Here is a 19,853-nt window from a genome sequence, read left to right as displayed (position 1 = left end):
TCAAGTTCCGTTCTTGCCGACGGCGCGGGTCGCCGCCGCCTCGCCGTTCTCCGCCGCGCGCGGCGTCTCGCCGCGGGCGGAGCTGCTTTCGCCTTCGGCGGCGGCACGGGGCGCGCCGGAGCGGCCGTTCGACGCCGCCTGGGAAGCCGCGGCCACCGGGCGGAGGGTGGCGAGGGCGTTCTGGAACTCGTCGTCCTGCATCTCCCGCAGGTAGGTGTAGCCGCGCAGCCCCTGGTCGTAACGGCTGATGAGGAGCGCCGAATCCTCCAACGAGATCCGCCCCTCGCGCAGCGCCTGCTCGGTGGCCTGGCGCATCTTCTCCACCAGCTCGTGGCGGCGGAACTCGACGTAGCCGAGCACGTCGGTCACCGTGTCCCCTTCCACCACGTGATCCACCCGGTAACCGCTGTCGTCGAGCGCCACGTGCACGGTGTTGGTGTCGCCGAAGAGGTTGTGCAGGTCCCCCAGGATCTCCTGATAGGCGCCGATGAGGAAGGTCCCCAGGTAGTAGCGCTCGCCGTTGCTCGGGTGCAGCTCCAGGCAGTTCTTCACGTCCCGGAGATCGATGAACTGGTCCATCTTGCCGTCGGAATCGCAGGTGAGGTCGGCGATGACGCCGCGCCGCGACGGCCGCTCGTGCAACCGGTGGATGGGGATGGTGGGGAACAGCTGCTTCACCGCCCAGTGGTCCGGAGCCGACTGGAAAATCGAGAAGTTGCCATAATAGGTGTCGGCGAGGCCCTTCTCCAAGCCCTCGAGGTCGTCGGGCACGTAGTCCAGCTCGCGGATGATCTTGAGAATGGACTCGCAGGTGCCCCAGAAGAGCTGTTCCACCCGGGCGCGCTCGCGCAGATCCAGGAGTCCCATGTTGAACAGACCGGTGGCCTCCTCTTTGAGCTGCAGCGCGTCGTGGTACGCCTCCTGGAAGTTCTTGCGCGACACGGACCGCCAGGTTTCCGCCAAGCTCTGGATGACGCTGTGCTCTTGCCGCGTTTCCGCTTCCCGCGGCGCCCCCTGCCCGGGGAGCAGACAATCCACATCCAGGATGTCGAAGACGAGGACCGAGTGGTGTGCCACCAGCGCCCGCCCCGACTCGCTCACGATGTCCGGGTGCGCCACCTGGTATTCGTCGCAGGCCTGCTGGATGGCGGCGACGACGTCGTTGGCGTACTCCTGCATGGTGTAGTTGACCGACGAGGTCCAGCTGGTGGAGGAACCGTCGTAGTCCACGCCGAGCCCGCCCCCCACGTCGAGATAGCGCATGCCGGCGCCGGCCCGCACGAGCTCCACGAAGATGCGGCAAGCTTCCTTCATCGCGTCCTTGATGGCCCGCACCGCGGAGATCTGCGAGCCGATGTGGAAGTGCAGGAGCTCCAGGCAGTCGAGCATGCCGCCGTCGCGCAGGCGGTCGACCAGCATGACCATCTCCGTCGCCGTGAGGCCGAACTTGGAGCGGTCGCCGGTGGACTCCATCCACTTGCCCGCACCGCGGGTGGTGAGCTTGGCGCGCACGCCGATCTTGGGCCGCACGCCCAGGCGGGCGGCGATGGCCAGCAGGCGGTCGAGCTCCCGGTAGCGATCGATGACGATGACGGGATGACGCCCGAGCTTCTGCGCCAGGAGCGCCGTCTCCATGTACTCCACGTCCTTGTAACCGTTGAGGACGAGGAGCGACTCGGGGCCGTCGAGGAGTGGCAGCGCCGCCAAGAGCTCCGGTTTGGATCCCACTTCCAGCCCCAGGTGGTAGGGCTTGCCGAAGCGCACCAGTTCTTCCACCACCTGGCGCTGCTGGTTCACCTTGATGGGATAGACGCCGCGGTACCGGCCCTGGTAGCCGTAGTCGCGGATGGCGTTGTCGAAGCAGCCGACCAGCGTGCGCACGCGGCTGTGCAAGATGTCGGAGAAGCGGATGAGGAGGGGCATTCCGAGGCCGCGCCGCTGCAGGTCACCGACGAGGTCGAAGAGGTCCAGATGCCGGCCGCCGGGGCCGTCCGGGGTCACCTCGATGTGCCCGGTCTCGCCGATGCGGAAGAAGCCTCCGCCCCAACCCTCGATGTTGTAGAGCTCCGCCGAGTCTCGGAGCGTCCAGGAACGCATCTCCCCGCGCGTGCTCGTCTCCTTCAACTGCTTGCCTCCGACATGCATCGAGCCGTGGATTCGAGGGCGATGAACATCGCCGACAGCTTAACAGATCCCGCCGCCAGCGCCAGCATCGGAGCTGGGAATCGTCACCCAGGCGAAGATCGCCGTCGCGACTGCGGTCACGGCACGAGCTCCACGCGCCCCCAGAGCAGCGGGTTCTCCAAGGGCTGGGTGGAGCTGCCGCCTGCCCACGACCACTCGTGCGCTTCTGGTGCCGCCGGTTGCAGCAGGATGACGTTGAGCGCCAGGTCGGTGCCGGCGCCGAGCGCGAGCGGCACGAGCGCCTCGAGGACGAGGGTGCTCTCCGAGCGCTGCACGACGGAGCCCGGCAGCGCGGCCCCCGGCTCCGGCAGCAGCGGGCGCAGCTCGATGTCGTCATCCACCCGACGTGCCTCCCAGACCTGCTGGCCGCTTTGCAGCTTGGGTGTCGCCGCCTCGGGCGGCCCGCACATGAGGTAGAGGAGCGTCTCGCCCGCCTCGCCGGCGTGAACGGTCCCCTGTGGCAGTGACCAGCGGGCGCGAAGCAGCAAGCCGCGCTCGCACCACCCGAGGCGAATCTGCGGCGCCGCACCGCTCGCCTCTCCTGCCGGGAACTCCGAGTGCAGCGGCAGCGCCGTTTGCGCCGCCCAGTCGGTGCCGCTACCCGGTCCCGGCTCGGCGTGGCGCAGTCGCAGCCGCGGCGGCGCCGGCAGATAGGTGTCCGCCTGCAGTACTTGCTCGAGGCCGAGGCAGTACATCTCGCGCTGCTCGTTGGCGAACAGGACTTCGTCGTCGAAGAAACAGAGGCCCTCGCACTGCCTGCCTTCGATGACGACCCGATGCTCGAGAGCGCCGAGGAAGTTCTCTGTCCCCGGGGCACGGTCGAAGACATGGATGTACTGGTACGAGAGCACCAACAGCCGGCGGCCATCGGGGAATAAGGCCGCCGCGGTCACCTGGCTGCCGATCTCGGCGGTTCCCAGCGCCTGAGCCAACGGCGGCTCCCCCGCGGCCGGCAGGCGATAGAGAACCGTGCGGGTATCACTGCGATGCTTGGTCAGCACGTAGAGACGGCCGTGGTCCCAGAACAAGGCTTCGCAATCGAAGTCGAGGTGCTCCGGATCGGGGAAAGCCTTCTGCTCCGGGAAGGAGAACGGGATCTGCTGCAGCGCGGGCACGCTCTGGATCTCGGGGCCGGGAGCGCGCGGGTCGGGCTCCCGGATCACGTAGACGACGAGGTCGCGCCTCTCGTTCTTGTTGTTGCCGAAGTCGCCGATGTACAAGCGCCCGGCATCGTCGATGGTCAGGTCTTCCCAGTCGACGTTGCGCGCGCCCAGCACGTGCACCTCGCGCAGGATGCGCCCAGAGCGCTCCAAGGCGAAGAGCCTCGGCAGATCGCCCGAGTCGTTGTGGGCCCACAGCACGCCCGGGAACTGGCGACTGGCGACGATGCCGGAGCACTCCTTCAGCTCCTTGCCGAGATGGGCGCAAGGGCGCCATTCCTGCTCCGACCGACTGGCGAGGAGGGCGAGGCCCATCGCCAAGGCCAAACCGAGGGCAAGCCACCGCGCCAACGCTGTCCTCCCGCGGACGAGGCTCCGAGCCGAGGCGACTCACGCCGAGCCCTGCTCCCGGCGCGCCCCCGCCGGCTGCGCCGTGCATCCTACCCCAGGCGCTGCGGGCGCCGTAGATTCGAGGACGCTGGGATGCCGCGCGCCGCGTTAGCGGGCGTGCTCCCCGGACCCCAGGAGGTCCGCCATGAAGGCCGTCCGCGTTGGTCAGATCGAGCGTCTCCTGGACCGCCAGGCCCGACTCTGGCAGAGCGAGCAGCCGCACCCGCCCGTTCCAGAGAGCACGCCCCGCGCCAACCTCGCGCTCGCGCAGCCCCCGGGCTCTGGAGCCGGCGAGCTCGCCGAGCGCATCGCTGCCACGATCGGCTGGCAAGTCTTCGACCGCCAGATCCGCGCGGCGCTGCACGAGAACGACGAGCTGGGCAAGAGCGTTCTCGAGTCCCTCGACGAGCGCCTGCTCGGCTACCGGGAAGACTGGATCTACCATCTCCTCGTGCCCGATCACATGTCGAGCGCCGGCTACGTACAGCGCCTGTCGCGTCTGCTCTTCTCCCTCGCCATGGAGGGGCGCGGCATCTTCGTCGGCCGCGGCGCCAGCTTCGTCATTCCCCAGCAACACCGTCTGGCCGTCCTGGTGGTGCGCGATTTCGAGTCCAGACTGCAGCGCTGGCGCGAAGAGCTGCCGCCGGCGAGCGCCGTCGCTTCCCGCCGCGGCCTCCGCCGTCTGGATCGATGGAGGAGTGAGTTCGTCTGGCGCAGCTTCCACCGTCAGGTGGACGACCCTCTCGGCTACGACCTCTGCGTCCACCTGGACCGCATGGGGGTCGAGGTGGCGGCGCGTACCATCGTCGTCGCCCTGCAGCAACGGTTCCCGCACGCCTTCGCTGCTGCGGCCGCGCCACGCCACGCGCACTGAAGCGCTGGCGCTGGGACGCGCTTGCATTGCCTCTGGACGAATGCCCGCCTTGGCCCCATTCTAGGGGCCCGCCACCGAGCCGCTCGCAGGCGCGGGAGCGCCAGCGGCTTGTCGACTCTCCCCGGAGGCAACGTGGAGTCTGGCCAAGGCCCGGAGCGAGCGAAGCCGTCGCGACTGTCCCGCCGCCAGATCCTCGCCCTCGGCGCCGCTTTGCCGGCAGGAGCGCTGCTCGCCCGCGTCGCCCACGGGCAGTTCACCGAAGCGCCTCTGGCACCCAAAGAGGCCCGCGGCAACCTGGCGCATCGCTTCTGGAAGGACCTCCTGGAAGATTTCCCGCTCGAGCCGGGCGAACGCTATTTCGACCATGCCGACCACGGCATCACGCCGCTGCAGACGCTGGAGCAGATGCAGCGCACCGCCACCGACCTCGCCGCCCATGCGGTCACGCGGAGCGTGGATCCGGTCGAGACGGCGCGCACCACGGTGGCCCGTTTCTTCGGCGCCGACGCGGCGGAGATCGCTCTCATGCACGACGCCACCGAGGCGATGCTGACGCTGGCGGAGAGCCTGTCGCTCCCTCCCGGTGCCGTCGTGGCTCTGTCGGCGCACGAACCCCCGAGCACGTTCGTCCCTTGGGTGGCGCTGGCACGGGCCGGACGGGTGAAGCTCCGACCCTTCGCCCCGCGCCCGCAGGCACCGGTGTGGCGCGCCGCGCTCTCTGGCGCCGCCGTCCTCGTCGTCTCCCAGGTTTCACCGACGACGGGCGAGCTGCTGCCGCTGCAAGAGGTGTGCGCCGCGGCTCGCCAGCAAGGAGTGCTGGTGGTGGTGAACGGCTCGCTCGCTGCCGGGATGGTGCCGGTGGATCTGCACGCCCTCGGCGTGGACGGGTATGTCGCTTCCGGGAGCGGCTTCCTCCTCGGCCCCGAGGGAACGGCGCTCCTCTATGTACGCCAGCAGCTCCTGCCGCGGCTGGTGCCGCGCTGTCGACGCGTCGACGACACGACGACCTCCGACGAGCCGCAGACGGCCGGCGTTACCGCAGCGCGGGACTTGGAGCTCGAGGCCCGTGCGCCGGCCCTCGCCACCGGCCTGGCGACCTCGATGGAGTGGCTCGCGGGACTCAGCATCGAGGTGGTGCGGGAGCACGCCACGCTCCTGGCACAGCACCTGGTGGAAGGCCTCGCCGGCATTGGCGGGATCGAGCTGCTCACCACGCCCGAAAGGGCGGCGCTCTTCCCCCTCGTCGGCATCCGAGTGACGCGGCGGCCGTACACGCAGGTGGCCGACTGGTTGCGAACGGAGCTCGCGGTGCGCGTGCATCCCGTCGCCACGCCGGGGCTCAACTGCGTGCGCGCCTCGACGCACTTGGTGAACCGCAAGGCCGACGTGGAGCAGCTCGTCGAAGGCATTCGCCGTCTCGCCCTCGCCTAGCGCTTCGGCGTTTCACATCAGAACTTGATCGTCGGCGGGCGGCGCGGGCGCGCCGAGAGGCTGGCGAGCTGCGCCGCCACCGCGCCCGCCACGGCGAGGAAGGCCTGGGCGGCCTCGCCTTCCGGTTCCGCCGCCACGATGGGCAGGCCCCGGTCGCCGGCGCTACGGATCGAGGGTAGGATGGGAATCTCGCCGAGGAAAGGCACCCCGAAGCGTTCGGCGGCGCGCCGGCCCCCGCCGCGGGCGAAGATGTCCTCGCGGTGGCCGCATTGCGGGCAGACGAAGGAGCTCATGTTCTCCACGATGCCGAGGATCGGCACCTTGACCTCTTCGAACATGCGCATGGCGCGCACCACGTCCTCGAGCGCCACGTCCTGCGGCGTGGTCACCACCACCGCGCCCGAGAGCGGCGCCGTCTGCGTCAGGGTGAGCTGCGCGTCCCCCGTGCCCGGCGGCAGGTCCACCACCAGATAGTCCAGCTCGCCCCAGGCCACGTTGCGCAGGAACTCGGTCACGATCTTGTGCACCATCGGTCCGCGCCAGATGACCGGCGCATCCGCCGGCGCCACGAAACCGATGGACATCATCTTGAGTCCGTGCGCCTGCACCGGCAGGAGCTGGTGGCCTTGCTGGCCCGGCGGGCGCTCCCTCGTTCCCATCATGATCGGGATGCTGGGGCCGTAGATGTCCGCATCCAGGAGCCCTGTCGCCGCCCCTTGCCGCTGCAGCGCCAACGCCAGGTTCACCGCCACAGTGGACTTGCCCACGCCGCCCTTGCCGCTCGCCACCGCGAGCATGTTCTTGATGCCCTGCAAGGTGTCCTCGCGCGGGCCCGGAACGACGCCGATGCGGAGCGTCGTCTTCACCCGCACCTGCTTCACCCCGGGGAGGCGTTCGAGGAGAGCGCGCGCTTCGGCTTCCATGCGCTCCTTCCATGCTGCCGCGGGGGTGGGGAGCTCGAAGGTCACCGCGACCTCGGCGCCGCTCGCCTCGACCTCCTTGACGAAGCCGAGGGTGACGACATCCCGGCCCAAGTCGGGATGCTGGAGGGCGCGGAGGGCGGCGAGGACCTGTTCCTTCGGCGCTGGATCGCTCATGCGGGAATCCTCTCGTCGGGCACCGCCGCGGGAAGTGCAGCGGCGAATCAGGAGGGAGCTCACCTGGCGCCGGGAGGTGCTCGAGCCCCCGAGCCGGGAGGCGAACCTAACGCCCGGCTGGGCCACGGTCAAGGCGGCCCCGGCGCAGGCTCGGTGCCGCAGCGGCGCCCGTCGCGACGAGGGGACGTGGCGACGGGAGCGGCGACCTCGCGCTGCGCCAGCGCTTGCGCTAGATTCCCGCACGTCCCTGCCGCTTTCCTGCGTGCGCCGCTCCCCGGGCGGCGGCACGCGCGTTCGGCTGGCGCCGCCTGGCGCGGTCCACGAAGGAGCGCCGCATGCTCGCGTCTTCCCCTCGCCGTCGATTTCCCTCGCGCTGGTTCTGCGCCGCCGCCTTGCTCGGACTGGCGCTTCCCTCGAGCGCGCAGCAGGTGGGCCCGTCCCACTTGCGCTTCGCCTCGGAACGCTGGGATGCGACCTTCTTCTTTCCCGGCGGCAGCTACGATCCGCAGGTGCCGACGCCGGAAGCCGTGCTCGGCTTCCCGGTGGGCAGCCGCCCGGCGCGCTACGACGAGATCCGCCGCTATTTCTCCCGCCTCGACGAAACCTCACCCAGGGCCCGGTTGTTCATTCACGGGCAGACGCACGAAGGGCGCGAGCTCTTCCACCTGATCCTCGGTGACGAGCGCCGGCTCGAAGGGGCAGCTCTCGCCTCGATCCAGGAGCGCCTGGCGCACTTCGCGGAGCCCCGGGAGAGCGCGCCTGAATCCCCCGCCCCGGACCTACCTGCCGTGGCTTGGTTCGGTTACTCGATCCATGGCGACGAGCTCTCGGGGTGCGATGCGGCGCTGCAGCTCGCCTATCAGCTCGCCGCCGGCACGGACGCGACGACCCAAGCGCTGCGCGACTCCCTCCTCGTCATCCTCGATCCGACCGAGAATCCCGACGGCCGCGAACGGTACCTGGCGCAGATGGGGGCGCTGAACGGACAGATTCCCAGTCCGGACGACCAGAGCTTGCAGCATCGCGGCTTCTGGCCCTGGGGACGGGGCAACCATTACCTCTTCGATCTCAACCGCGACTGGTTCACGCTGGTACACCCGGAAACGCGGGAGCGGGTGCAGACGATCCTCGCCTGGCATCCGCAGCTGGTGGTGGACGCGCACGAGATGGGCGGCAACGATACCTATCTCTTCTCGCCGCCACGCGCCCCCTTCAACCCGCACTTGCCGCCCACGGCCCAAACCTGGTGGAGGATCTTCGCCGGCGATCAGGCGGCGGCCTTCGACCGCCGCGGCTGGAGTCATTACACACGGGAGTGGAACGAGGAATTCTTCCCCGGCTATGGCAGCTCCTGGGCCATGTACGGCGGCGCCATCGGCATGCTCTACGAGCAGGCCTCCACCGACGGCACCGTGCTGCGGCAGAGCGATGGCAGCTACCTCTCGTACCGCGAGGCGGTGCAGCATCAGTTCCAGAGCTCGCTCACCAATCTGCAGACCCTCATGCAGCATCGCCGCGCCCTCCTGCGCGACTACCGCGGCGCCCGCCAGCACGCCGTGACCGCAGGCAAAAACGGGCCGCTGCGCGCTTTCGTCTTCCTCCCGGGCACGAGCCCCGACCGGGCCCGGCACCTGGCGCACACCTTGGAGCTCCAGGGCATCGAGGTCAGCCAAGCCTCGGCGCCCTTCGTGCTCTCCGGCGCCCACGACTACTGGGGCGGCACGTGGGGGAGAAAAGAGGTGCCTGCCGGCAGCTACGTGGTGGGGCTCGAGCAACCCCTCGGCGCGCTGGTGCGCACGCTCTTCGACTTCCATCTCGCCATGCCCGACAGCTTCCTCAGGGAGGAACGGGATTACCTGGAGAAGGACAAAGGCACCCGTCTCTACGACGTGACCACCTGGTCCCTGCCGCTCGCTTACGGCGTCGAGTGTTACTGGACGGCGGAGGCGCCCCGCGGACCACTGCAGAAAGTCCAAGCGGAAGCGATGGTGCCGGGAGAAAGCCGGCGGCCGTCTTATGCCTATGTCTTCGATGGCGCCAGCGACGCGAGCCTGCGCGCCGTGGCGGCGCTCCTCGAGCGGGGCGCGAGCGTGCGCCTCGCCTTGGAGGACTTCGCTGTCGCCGGCCAGCGCTTCGCCCGCGGTAGCGCCCTGCTGCGCGTGAACGCCAACCCGGAATCGCTCCCTGCCATGGTGGCGGCGGTGCAGCGCCTGACCGGAGTCCCCATCCATCCCACCGACAGCGGCCGTGCCGACGCCGGCCCGGATCTGGGGGGCAACCGCTTTCCGGCGCTGGAGCCGGCGCGCGTCGCCCTGCTCGCCGGAAATCCGGTTTCCTTCACCTCCTACGGTTCACTCTGGCACCTCTTCGACCAGGAGCTGCAGATGCGCGTCTCCTGTTTGGATGTGACCGCGGTGGAAGACATGGATCTCTCCAAGTACAACGTCGTGGTCATGCCCGATGCCTTCGGCAGCGGCGCTGCCTATGCCCGCGCCCTGGGACCTGCCGGCATCGACAACCTGCGCACCTGGGTGAAGGCCGGCGGCACCCTCGTCGCCATCGGCGCCGGGGCGGCCTGCGCCAGCGACAGTGCCCAGGGCCTGTCGGCGGTGCGGCAGCGCCGCGACGTGCTGGCGCAGTACGCGCCCGCCTTGGCGCAGCTCCCGCTGCCGGAGAGTCCGCGGCTCGAGGCGGTGGGGGACGCGGCACGGGCGCCGGCGGCGGCGGACATGCCGCTCCTCGGTCCCGGGGCGCGGCGCTTCGTGCAACAGGTGCGACCGCCGGGGGTGCGCTATGCCCTGGCGCCGGAGAAGAAGGCGGCGAAAGCGAAGGAGGAAGCGAAGAAGCCGGAAGTGAAGCGCGAGGATCTCGCTCGCGCCGATGCGCGCCTGCGCCGCTTCCGCGCCCGCGGTGCCCTGGTGCGCGCCGACGTGGACACCGACGATTGGCTCACCAGCGGTGTGGCGGCGAAGCTGCCCGTGCTGCTCGCCAGCGATCTCGCCCTCATCGCGCGCGAGCCCATCCGCGTCGCGGCCCGCTACGCCGAAATCGACAGCCTGCACCTTTCGGGACTGCTCTGGCCCGAAACGGCGAGCCGCGTCGCCCGCACCGCCGTCGTCACCCGCGAGTCCCAGGGCAAGGGGCAGGTCATCCTCTTCGCCATCGACCCGACCGTCCGGCGCGCCACCCGCGGCACGGAGAGGCTGCTGCTCAACGCCGTCCTCCTCGGCCCGGGCCTCGGGGTCTCGCACCCATCACCTTGGTGAGAGGCGCGGGCGCGGCGCACGCTCAAGAGGGCTTCTCTCCGCTTAAAAAAAACCCGGCCCCGGTGCAAACCGGGGCCGGGCAAGCGAGCGCAGCGAGAGCGGCTCAGAAGCCGTAGCTCGCCGTCACCATGCCGAACAGGTCGTTGGAGTTACCCAACAGGTCCGTTCCACTGGTGATCACGGACGGATCGATGTAGCCGTCCAGCTTGAAGTTCCCGAGCGTGAAGCCCACGCCGGTGTGCCACTCGAACGACAGGCCCGAGGTATCCGTCGTCTCGTTCGGGGCACCGGTGTTCTCCTGCTTGGTGTTGGAGATCACGTAGCGGGACACGAGGCCACCACGCCACTGCAGCCACGACGCGAGTTCGACCTCTCCGGCGACGTTCCAGCCCGGGATGACGTAGTCGGTCGAGGTGAGCTCGCTGGTCGTACCACCCGCGGTGGTCTTGTCCGTCGTGCGCTGGTAGGCGAAGGTGCCATACGTGGCGACGGAGGTCCGCTCGGTCGGCGTGTACACCGGGCCGAGGCCGACCAAGAACGCCATCGACGTGAGGTCGTTCTCGGAGGTGGTGGTGCCGGTGACGTCGGAGCCGCCGGTCACGTAGCTGAAGTTCCCCAGCCAGCCGAACTGCAGATCTTCGCTCTCCTCCGTGGCGGTCTTGCGCGCGCCGATGGCGAAGCCCACCGGCGAAGTCTCGGTCTTGGCACCAGGCGTGCCAGCGACCTCGTCGGTGCCCGACGCGAAGCTGACCTCACCGGACAGCTCGATGGCGTTCTTCATGGTGAGACCGAACACGACGTCCACGCTGGTGACGCCGCTCTTGTCCTCCGGCGCCGGCGGGGCGTTGGTGTCATCCTGGGCCCGGCCGACCGACAGGCGAATCCCCATGGGGGTGTTGCTGCCGAAGCCGAAGAGGAGATCGAGCCACTGGAACGGGCCGCCCGCCGGTCCGGCACCGATGGTGCCGAAGAGGTCGTTCTGCCCGTCGTTGTTGATGCTGGCGAAATCGCCAATCGTGAAGAAAGCGTTGGGGATCGCGCCCAAGAAGTCACTGCGGTGCGAAAACGCACCGAAGACCATGCGTTCGCTTCCCCAGATCATCCCGCCCGAGCCGAGGCCCGAGCTGCTGCCGTAGTCGAACGTCAACAACCGGTTGTAGTCGACGACTCGCTGCGGCAGGAAGAAGATGTCGTCCGTGTCCTTGATCAGAAGGTTGCCGCCCAGCGACGAGCGCCGAGCCGCAAAGCCTGGGCTCGCCAGGGACAGCAGGATCAGGGACAGTACCAGAAGTCGCGTAAAGCGGCTGAGCATCTCGTCCTCCGTATTTGAGCCTCTCGGGCCGGTTCCTCGAGCCCGTCGGGCCCGTGGCGGCGCGAATCATCAACGGGAAGGCCGGTGCTGTCAACTGGTGCCCGTCTGCGGAGAAGCCACGGAGCTACGAAATCTCTTGAACCCGCGCACGGATGCGACTGGAATCACGTGAGTTGCGCCATGCGCCCCGGAAAGCCGCTCCAGACTTGGACGCGCGGGCGACGGCAGTTTCGGACTGTACGGAAGGTGTGCGGAGGGCGGACACTCCGGTCTGGACTCCGCGAACCCGGCAGGGCTGGAAGCGGCCCGGGGAGCCGGAAATCAGGAGGTGCATCCTTGGCGGAAGAAGCTTCGCTGCGCGTCACCATGATGCCGCGAGACACGAACGTGCATGGCACCATCTTCGGCGGCATCATCCTGAGCTACATCGACCAGGCCGGCGCCGTGCACGCGCGGCGCGTCGGCTGCGCCAACGTGGTCACCGTGGCCCTGGACGGCGTGATCTTCCATCAGCCCGTCTACGTGGGGGACGTGGTCAGCTTCCGCACCACCACGATGCATCTCGGCCGCACCTCGCTCCGGGTCCGGGTACTGGTGGAAGCCTGGCGCTACCAGGACAACACGCAGGTGCCGGTCACCGAGGCCGAAGTGGTCTATGTCAACGTGGACGAGGCCCGGCGCCCCACCCCGATCCAGCGCTAGGCCGCCGCCATCCTGTATACTGTCGCCGCCTGCAACGCTCCGGAGTCCTGGACGATGCACCACCCCGCGCCGACGAGCTACGGGACCACCGCGATCTTCGCTGCGGCCTGCCATGCCGCGCTGAGTCTCGCCGCCCTCACGCTGCCTCTCCTCGCCTTCCCGGCTGCCGCGGCACCTGCAGGTGCTGCCCGCCAGGGCTGGACGCTGCACGCCAGCGCGGAGCCGGGTGCGCCCGTCGTCCCGGGCCGGCTCGTGGTCAAGTTCCGCGCCCCCATGGACGGGCATACCAAGACCTCGCCGCACCTGCGCGCCCTCCTCGGCGACGCCCTGGACAGCGCCCGGCCCCTGTTGCGGCGTCGGGTCACGGCACCACTTCCCGGCGGCGTGGAGCGGCTGTTCACGGTCGAAGTCAGCGCCGACGCGGACCTGCGGCGGCTGGCGCGGAAGCTCGCCGCGCTCCCCGAGGTCGAGTACGCCGAGCCCGTGGTGGTGCAGCAGCTGGTGGGCGAGGACGACCACCTGGCGGCGGTGCCCAACGATCCGCAGTACGTCACGCAGCAGGCTTATCTGCAGGTGATGCAGGTCGAGCAGGCATGGAACATCGCCAAGGGTGCGGACACGAGCCCCATCGTCTGCGTCATCGACGGCGGCACCGACTGGCTGCACGAGGATCTGCAGGCGAACATGTGGACCAATGCCGGAGAGGTTCCGGGCAACTTCCTCGACGACGACAGCAACGGCTTCGTGGACGACGTGCACGGCTGGGATTTCCGCGAGGACAACGGCGATCCCCGGGGCAACTGGGCCGCCACACCGAGCAACTCCAACCACGGCACCCACACCGGCGGCTTGCTCGCCGCGGTGACGAACAATGGGGTCGGAATCGCTTGTGCCAGCTGGAATCCGCGCCTGATGGCGGTGAACGCCTCGGGAACGCAGGACGGTGGCATCGCCTTCGGCTTCGAAGGCATCCTCTACGCCGCGGACAACGGGGCCCGCATCGTCAGCCTCTCCTGGGGGAGCACCGACGCCTCGCAGGCGGAGCAGGACGTCATCGACTACGCCACTTCCCAGGGCGTGCTCGTCATCGCCGCCGCCGGCAACAACAACTCACGCACACCGTTCTTCCCGGCGGCCTACCGCAACGTCATCGCCGTGGCCAACGTCTGGGGCCAAGGGCCGAGCACGGACCAGCGCTACGGCACCGGCAGCGCCTCCAACTATGGCGGCTGGGTGGACGTGGCGGCGGCGGGGGTCTCCGTCTACAGCACCTTCGACTTCAACCTCACGAACCAGTACGGCTCTAGCACCGGGACCTCCATGTCGGCTCCCGTGGCGGCGGCGGTGGCAGCGCTCATCCAGTCCCTGCACCCCACCTGGACCCCCCTCGAGGTCGGCGAACAGCTGCGCATCAGCTGCAACAACATCAATGCGCTCAACCCGGGTTTCGAGGACCTCCTAGGCAAGGGGCGCGTCAACGCCTTCCGCGCCGTCAGCTTGTCATCGCCTTCGGTACGCCTGACGAACTGGACGCTGCACGACGCCGACGGCAATGGCGAGCTGAACCAGGGCGAGAACGTCACGGTCTCCGTGGAAGCGCACAACTACCTGGCCGACGCCACCGCTCTCGTTCTCACCCTCACCTCGCCGTCTCCCCACGTCACCATCACCGACGGCAACCAGAGCCTCGGTTCCCTGGCCCGGGGCGCCACCACCAACGTGGCCAACGCTTTCGCTTTCACGGTGAGCCCGAGTGCGCCGCCGGGCGCGAAGTTCGATCTGCGCTTGGACATCGCCGGAACGTCGTACACCGATTTCCAGTGGATCCCCATCGTCCTCGAACCGGTGGTGAAGACGCACGACGTCAACAACCTGGTGCTGTCGCTCACCAGCACGGGCAATCTGGGTTGGATCGGCTTCCCCGGCGGCCTGCAAGGCGAGGAGGGCCAAGGTTTCCGGTTCCAGGGCGGCCCGAACTTGCTGTTCGAAGGCGCGCTGCTCCTGGGCACGGGTCCGGCCGCGCTCTCCGACGCCGCCCGATCGACGGTGGAACGCAGTGATTTCCTCCCGGCGAACAACCAGCCGCCGCGTCGCCTCACGCCGGGCCCCGTGGCCGATCAGGAGATCCTGGCGCCCTTCGTCGATACCGCCAACCAGACCACGCCGCTCGGCGTGCGCGTGGATCTGCACAGCGAGGCCTACGCGGCGCCGCCGAACGACGATTTCGTCTTCGTGGGCTTCAAGGTGACCAACACCACCGCCGGAGCCTTCACCGGTCTGCGGGTCGGACTGTTTCTCGACTGGGATATCGACGAAGCGGGCTACGATCAGAACAGCGCCGCCTGGGATGCGGAGCGTCGGCTCGGCTACGCCTGGAACGGCAGCGTTTCGGGCCTGCCGTACGTCGGTGTCATGACCTTCGGCGGCCCGGTCCCCAGCTACAGCGCCGTGCGCAACGACGGCACTGGGCAACCGGTCAACGTCTACAACGGTCTGACGAAGGGCGAGAAGTGGACGCTGCTGAGCGGCACGGGCATCCAGTCGGTGGGCCCGACGGACATCAGCAATGTGCTCAGCACCGGGCCCTTCACGCTGCAACCGGGGGATAGCCTGCGGGTCTGGTTCGCCCTGCTCGCCGGCGACAATCTGGCGGACCTGCAGCTGAACGCGGATCGCGCTCTCGCCGTCTACGGCGATACGATCCAGACAGCGATCGGCGAGATGCCGCCACAGACCACGGAGAGCCCGGCGCTCCGGTTCCATCTCGGGCCCGCGATGCCCAATCCCTTCAATCCGGGTACGCGGCTCACGCTGCAGGTAGACCGGCCGCGGCAGATCCAGCTGGCGATCTACGACATCCGCGGGCGCCTGGTACGGCTGCTCGCCGATCGGGTGCAACCCGCCGGTCTGGTCCAGGTCGGCTGGGATGGACGCGATCAAGAGGGTGCCGCCGTCGGCTCCGGCGTCTACATGCTGACGCTGCGCTCCGAGCGCGTCATCCAGGTGCAACGCCTCGTCCTCACCCGTTGATTCGCGACCCGCTGATTCGCGACAGCCTCGACTCGCTGTCACGCCGTCTTGCTGCGGCCGGCGCCTGCCGTCGCCGCTGCCGCAGGCCCGCGGCGGTGTGGCGGTGTCAGCCGCATGCGGCGGCCACGCCGCGGCGCCGGGCTCCCCACTGGCCGCCTCCCCCGGCTCGCTTGACTGGAAGCTGGCGGGTCGCGCAAATTCGTCCGGTCCCGTCCACGTCCCGCGTCGCGCGCGGCGCGCCACCGCCAGAGAGAAGCGCCCCGCAGAAAGCCGGCGTGCCCCCGGGCCGAGGGAGTTGAGAACCGCCATGACGCCCGAGTTCAAGAACGAGCCGCTCACCGACTTCACGCGTCCGGAGAATGCCCGCGCCTTCGCCGCCGCCCTCGAGGAAGTGCGCAGCAGCTTCGGTCGCACCTACCCGCTCTGGATCGGCGGGCGCGAGGTTGAGGCCGGCAAGACTTTCGATTCCACCGATCCGGCGCGGCCCGACGTCGTCCTCGGGCGCTTCCAGATGGGCACTGCGGCGGAGGTCGATCAGGCGGTCGAGGCGGCCAGGCGCGCTTTCGAGACCTGGCAGCACGAGACCCCGGAGAAGCGCGCCGCGGTCCTCTTCACCGCCGCCGACAGCATGCGCCGCCGCAAGCACTGGTTCTCCGCCTGGTTGGTCTTCGAAGTGGGGAAGAGCTGGGCGGAGGCCGACGCGGATACGGCTGAGGCCATCGACTTCATGGAGTTCTACGGCCGGGAGATGCTGCGCTATGCGGCGAAGCAGCCCTTGACCCCAGTTCCCGGCGAGGACAACGAACTCGTCTATCTGCCGCTCGGGGTGGGTGCGGTGATCCCGCCCTGGAACTTCCCCAACGCCATCCTCACGGGCATGACCACCGCGGCCTTGGTGGCGGGGAACACGGTGGTGCTCAAGCCTTCCAGCGATGCTCCGGTCATCGCCTGGCAGGTGGTGCAGCTGCTGGCGGAATCGGGCCTCCCCGCGGGAGCGCTCAACTTCGTCTCCGGTCCGGGCGGCAGCGTGGGCAACCGCATGGTGGAGCATCCGAAGATGCGCTTCATCGCCTTCACCGGCTCGAAGGACGTGGGGCTCGACATCAACCAGAAAGCGGCGAGCCCCCGACCCGGACAGATCTGGATCAAGCGTGTCGTCGCCGAGATGGGCGGCAAGGACTCCATCATCGTCGCCGCCGACGCGGATCTCGACCAGGCCGCCGACGGCGTCGTCGCTTCGGCCTTCGGTTACCAGGGGCAGAAGTGCTCGGCCTGCTCGCGTGCCATCGTGGAAAAATCCATCTACGACGACTTCCTCCGCCGCCTGCGCGAACGTGCCGCCAAGATCAAGGTGGGCCCGCCGGAGCAACAAGACAACTGGATGGGGCCGGTGATCAACGCCGGGGCGCAGGCGAAGATCCTCGAGTACGTGGAGACCGGGCGCCGCGAAGGCCGGGTGATTCTGGGCGGCGAGGCCCTGCCCGGGCCCGGCCACTTCGTCACCCCGACCATCGTGGCCGACGTCGCCCCCGGCGCCACGCTCTCCCAGGAGGAGATCTTCGGCCCCGTGCTGGCGGTGATCCAGGCGCGCGACTGGGACGACGCCATCGCCATCGCCAACAACACGGAGTACGGCCTCACCGGTGCGGTGTACACCCGGGACGAGGGGCGGATCCAGGACGCCAAGCGGCGCTTCCACGTGGGGAACCTGTACTTCAACCGCAAGTGCACCGGCGCCCTCGTCGGCGCCCACCCCTTCGGCGGCTTCAACATGAGCGGCACCGACTCGAAGGCGGGCGGGCGGGACTACCTGCTGCTGTTCATGCAGGCGAAGGCCATGTCGCGCCGCCGATGAACCGGCCGCGGAGGTCGAACGAGGATGCGTGTGGAGACTCCGCGCCTCCCCGGCGCGGACGTGCTGGCCGACGTCCGTCGGCTCCCTCTGGGGACGGCGCGCGGCTTCCTCGCCTTCCTGCGTGACGAACACTCGCACTTCTTCCTGCTCTCCGCCGTCGTCGGCCTCTTTGCCGGCGGCGTGGCGCTCGGCGTGCGCTGGCTGTCCGAGAGCATCACCCGCGTCGTGTTCGGCGGCAGTGGCGACCTCTATGAGGCGGTGAGCAACGCCTCGCCCTGGCTGCGCCTCTTCGTTCCCGCCGCGGGGGGAGTTCTCGCCGGTCTCCTGGTGCAGTTCACCCTGCGCGGCGGCGCCAGCGGCGGGATGTCCGGCATCATGGAGGCGGTGACGCTGCGCCGCGGCATCGTCAGCGTCTCCCGCGCCTTGATCACCGCATTGGCCTCGGTGCTGGCCATGGCGACCGGCGGCTCCGTCGGTCGCGAAGGCCCCATCGTGCAGCTGTCTTCGGCGCTGGGTTCGCGTCTCGGCCGCTTCTTCCAGCTCACCGAGCTGCGCCTGCGCGTGCTGGTGGCTGCCGGCGCCGGCGCCGGCATCGCGGCCGCCTACAACACCCCCATCGCGGGCACCCTCTTCGTCCTCGAGGTGGTCGCTGGCAGCTTCTCCACCGACCTCATCGGTCCCACCGTGGTGGCAGCGGTGGTGGCCACCGTGCTGGTGCGCGTCGTGGTCTGGGAGGGGCCGATCTATGCGGTGCCGGAGTTCATCTTGCGCACGCCGCAGGAGCTCCTCGCCTACGCGCTTCTGGGTCTCGCCACCGGCCTGGCGGCGGCATTCTTCCTCGGCGCCTTGCGTTTGGGAGAGCGCGGTTTCAGCCAGTTGGCGCTGCCACGCTGGGCCCGGGCCGGGGTCGGCGGCCTCCTCGTCGGCGTCCTCGCCCTCTGGCTGCCGCAGGTCACCGGGAACGGCTACGAGACGCTGGTGGGCATCCTCAACGAGCGGGTCGCCCTCGGCACCCTGGCACTGTTGCTCGTCGCCAAGATCCTGGCGACGACGTTTTCCGTCACCTCCGGCAGCCCGGGCGGCGTCTTCACCCCGACGCTTTTCATCGGTGCCGCGGTGGGCGGTTCCTTGGGCGGCGGCATCCATCATCTTTTCCCGGACACCACGGCCTCGGTGGCCTCCTACGCCCTGGTCGGCATGGGCGCCCTCATCGCCGCCACCACGCACGCGCCGATGACGGCGACGGTGCTGGTGGCCGAGCTCACCGGGGACTACGTCGTCGTGCTGCCCTTGCTGCTCGCCTGCGGCATCGCCGCCACGGTGACCCACCGCCTGGACTCGGTGTACACCCACGAACTGCGCCGCCGCGGTATTTCCTGGGAGGGCTCGCTGGAGCAGCGCATCGTGCACGCCACCAAGGCGCGGGATCTGATGCGCACCGATGTGCCCCTGCTCCGGGCCACGACACCCTTCGAGGAGGTCGTGCGTCTGTTCACCAACTCGCGGGTGCCCACGCTCTACGTCGGCGACGAGCAAGGGAACCTGACCGGAGCCATCGAACTGCACGCGGTGAAGAACATTCTTTCCGTGCAGGAGCTCTCCAGTCTGCTCATCGCCGAGGACCTCGCCGAGACGGCACGTTCGGTGCCTGCCGACGCTTCTCTCGCTGCGGTGAACGAGAAGCTCTGGTTCATCGACACCGGCGAGGTGGCGGTGGTCGAGAACGGCCCAGGCTCGCGTTTCCTGGGCGTCGTCACCCGGCGCGATCTGCTGGGCTTCCTCGACCGGGAGATCCTGCGGCGCAACTTACTGCTCGGCGAGGTGCGCTGGCGCGACGGGATGGAATCCGGCTCCAACCCGTTGGAGCTGCCCGAGGGCTACCGCCTGCAATCGGTCCGGGTGCCGCCGCCCCTGGTGGGGAAGAACTTGGCTCAAGCCGAGATCCGCTCGCGCCACGGGCTCAACGTCATCGTCGTCGAACGCATGGGCACGAGCGGCAGGAAGGACTATCACGCGCCGCAGCCGGACTTCATCCTGGCCCAGGGCGACAGCCTGCTCGTGGTCGGCGCCAGTGATGATGTCGCCACCTTCGCCAAGCTCCGCTGAGGAACCAACGCATGCACGAAACCCGTCGCCACGCGCGCTGCCCTTCGCTTGCGGCGCGCCGTCGGGCCGCCGCGTCAGGTCGTGCCAGAGTTGCCGCTCTCGCGGGGCTCGTCATGTTGCTGTTCCTTCTCGGCGCCACCTGCGCCGCCGGCGAAACACCCGCCGGCGACAACGTGAGCGCCGCCGTTCTCGGGGAAGGCATGCCGCTCTGGAGCATCCTCCCCTTCGCCGGCATCCTCCTCTCCATCGCGCTCTTCCCGCTCTTCCTACCCCGCTTCTGGCATCATCATTATTCCAAAGTGGCTGTGGCCTGGGGCCTGATCTTCGCCGTTCCCTTCCTGCTCGCTCGCAGGGGTGACGCGGTCCACGCCATCCTGGTGACCACACTGCACGAATACATGCCGTTCATCGTCTTGCTCTGGGCGCTGTTCACCGTGGCCGGTGGC

General features: G+C 69.2%; 12 protein-coding genes. 8 read left to right on the top strand and 4 right to left on the bottom strand.

The window, feature by feature from the left end:
- Together speA and VFE28_10030 are read right to left on the bottom strand one after the other, a co-directional pair.
- Positions 1 to 2,124 carry a biosynthetic arginine decarboxylase gene (gene speA, locus VFE28_10035; GenBank protein ID HZM16332.1) on the bottom strand — a complete coding sequence of 708 codons (2,124 nt, stop codon included), beginning with the start codon at positions 2,122 to 2,124 and terminating at the stop codon, positions 1 to 3.
- Positions 2,125 to 2,261: 137 nt separating this feature from the next.
- On the bottom strand, positions 2,262 to 3,695 hold the full coding sequence (locus VFE28_10030) for a hypothetical protein (GenBank protein ID HZM16331.1): 1,434 nt from the start codon (positions 3,693 to 3,695) through the stop codon (positions 2,262 to 2,264).
- 184 nt (positions 3,696 to 3,879) lie between these two features.
- Between VFE28_10030 and VFE28_10025 the strand changes: the two genes are divergently transcribed.
- On the top strand, positions 3,880 to 4,608 hold the full coding sequence (locus VFE28_10025) for a cytidylate kinase family protein (GenBank protein HZM16330.1): 729 nt from the start codon (positions 3,880 to 3,882) through the stop codon (positions 4,606 to 4,608).
- A gap of 132 nt (positions 4,609 to 4,740) precedes the next feature.
- Positions 4,741 to 6,039, top strand: a complete 1,299-nt coding sequence (locus VFE28_10020; GenBank protein HZM16329.1) for an aminotransferase class V-fold PLP-dependent enzyme — start codon at positions 4,741 to 4,743, stop codon at positions 6,037 to 6,039.
- A gap of 17 nt (positions 6,040 to 6,056) precedes the next feature.
- Here the strand turns inward: VFE28_10020 and apbC are convergent, their stop codons facing one another.
- Positions 6,057 to 7,136, bottom strand: a complete 1,080-nt coding sequence (apbC, locus tag VFE28_10015) for an iron-sulfur cluster carrier protein ApbC (protein HZM16328.1) — start codon at positions 7,134 to 7,136, stop codon at positions 6,057 to 6,059.
- Positions 7,137 to 7,471: 335 nt separating this feature from the next.
- Between apbC and VFE28_10010 the strand changes: the two genes are divergently transcribed.
- Positions 7,472 to 10,402, top strand: coding sequence for a M14 family metallopeptidase (locus VFE28_10010; GenBank protein ID HZM16327.1), 2,931 nt, complete (start codon positions 7,472 to 7,474; stop codon positions 10,400 to 10,402).
- A 103-nt stretch (positions 10,403 to 10,505) separates the two neighbouring features.
- On the opposite strand, the gene VFE28_10005 is transcribed toward VFE28_10010, so the two are convergent.
- Positions 10,506 to 11,714, bottom strand: a complete 1,209-nt coding sequence (locus tag VFE28_10005; protein ID HZM16326.1) for a hypothetical protein — start codon at positions 11,712 to 11,714, stop codon at positions 10,506 to 10,508.
- Positions 11,715 to 12,050: 336 nt separating this feature from the next.
- On the opposite strand from VFE28_10005, the gene VFE28_10000 reads away from it, so the two are divergent.
- The 5 genes from VFE28_10000 to VFE28_09980 all read left to right on the top strand — a co-directional run.
- Entirely contained in the window at positions 12,051 to 12,416 is a 366-nt protein-coding gene (locus tag VFE28_10000; GenBank protein HZM16325.1) for a hotdog domain-containing protein, read from the top strand.
- 54 nt (positions 12,417 to 12,470) lie between these two features.
- A complete protein-coding gene (locus VFE28_09995; protein ID HZM16324.1) occupies positions 12,471 to 15,446 on the top strand; it encodes a S8 family serine peptidase in 2,976 nt (991 codons plus the stop codon).
- A 307-nt stretch (positions 15,447 to 15,753) separates the two neighbouring features.
- Complete coding sequence (gene pruA, locus VFE28_09990; GenBank protein HZM16323.1) at positions 15,754 to 17,301, top strand: L-glutamate gamma-semialdehyde dehydrogenase; 1,548 nt, start codon at positions 15,754 to 15,756, stop codon at positions 17,299 to 17,301.
- A 24-nt stretch (positions 17,302 to 17,325) separates the two neighbouring features.
- Positions 17,326 to 19,407: a chloride channel protein gene (locus tag VFE28_09985; protein HZM16322.1), complete on the top strand. Its 2,082-nt coding sequence runs from the start codon at positions 17,326 to 17,328 to the stop codon at positions 19,405 to 19,407.
- 113 nt (positions 19,408 to 19,520) lie between these two features.
- Positions 19,521 to 19,853 (top strand): sodium:proton antiporter (locus VFE28_09980; protein ID HZM16321.1); only part of this gene is annotated, 333 nt, incomplete at its 3' end.

It is taken from the genome of Candidatus Krumholzibacteriia bacterium (assembly GCA_035649275.1).
Classification (GTDB): Bacteria; Krumholzibacteriota; Krumholzibacteriia.
Note: the sequence above shows the minus strand (reverse complement) of the source record. Positions and strands in the feature narration are given on the sequence as shown.

Excerpts from the sequence above, each read along its gene's own strand:
- VFE28_10025 (HZM16330.1), top strand. The coding sequence starts at position 3,880 with ATGAAGGCCGTCCGCGTTGGTCAGATCGAGCGTCTCCTGGACCGCCAG.
- apbC (HZM16328.1), bottom strand. The coding sequence starts at position 7,136 with ATGAGCGATCCAGCGCCGAAGGAACAGGTCCTCGCCGCCCTCCGCGCC.
- VFE28_10010 (HZM16327.1), top strand. The coding sequence starts at position 7,472 with ATGCTCGCGTCTTCCCCTCGCCGTCGATTTCCCTCGCGCTGGTTCTGC.
- VFE28_10005 (HZM16326.1), bottom strand. The coding sequence starts at position 11,714 with ATGCTCAGCCGCTTTACGCGACTTCTGGTACTGTCCCTGATCCTGCTG.
- VFE28_09995 (HZM16324.1), top strand. The coding sequence starts at position 12,471 with ATGCACCACCCCGCGCCGACGAGCTACGGGACCACCGCGATCTTCGCT.
- pruA (HZM16323.1), top strand. The coding sequence starts at position 15,754 with ATGACGCCCGAGTTCAAGAACGAGCCGCTCACCGACTTCACGCGTCCG.
- VFE28_09985 (HZM16322.1), top strand. The coding sequence starts at position 17,326 with ATGCGTGTGGAGACTCCGCGCCTCCCCGGCGCGGACGTGCTGGCCGAC.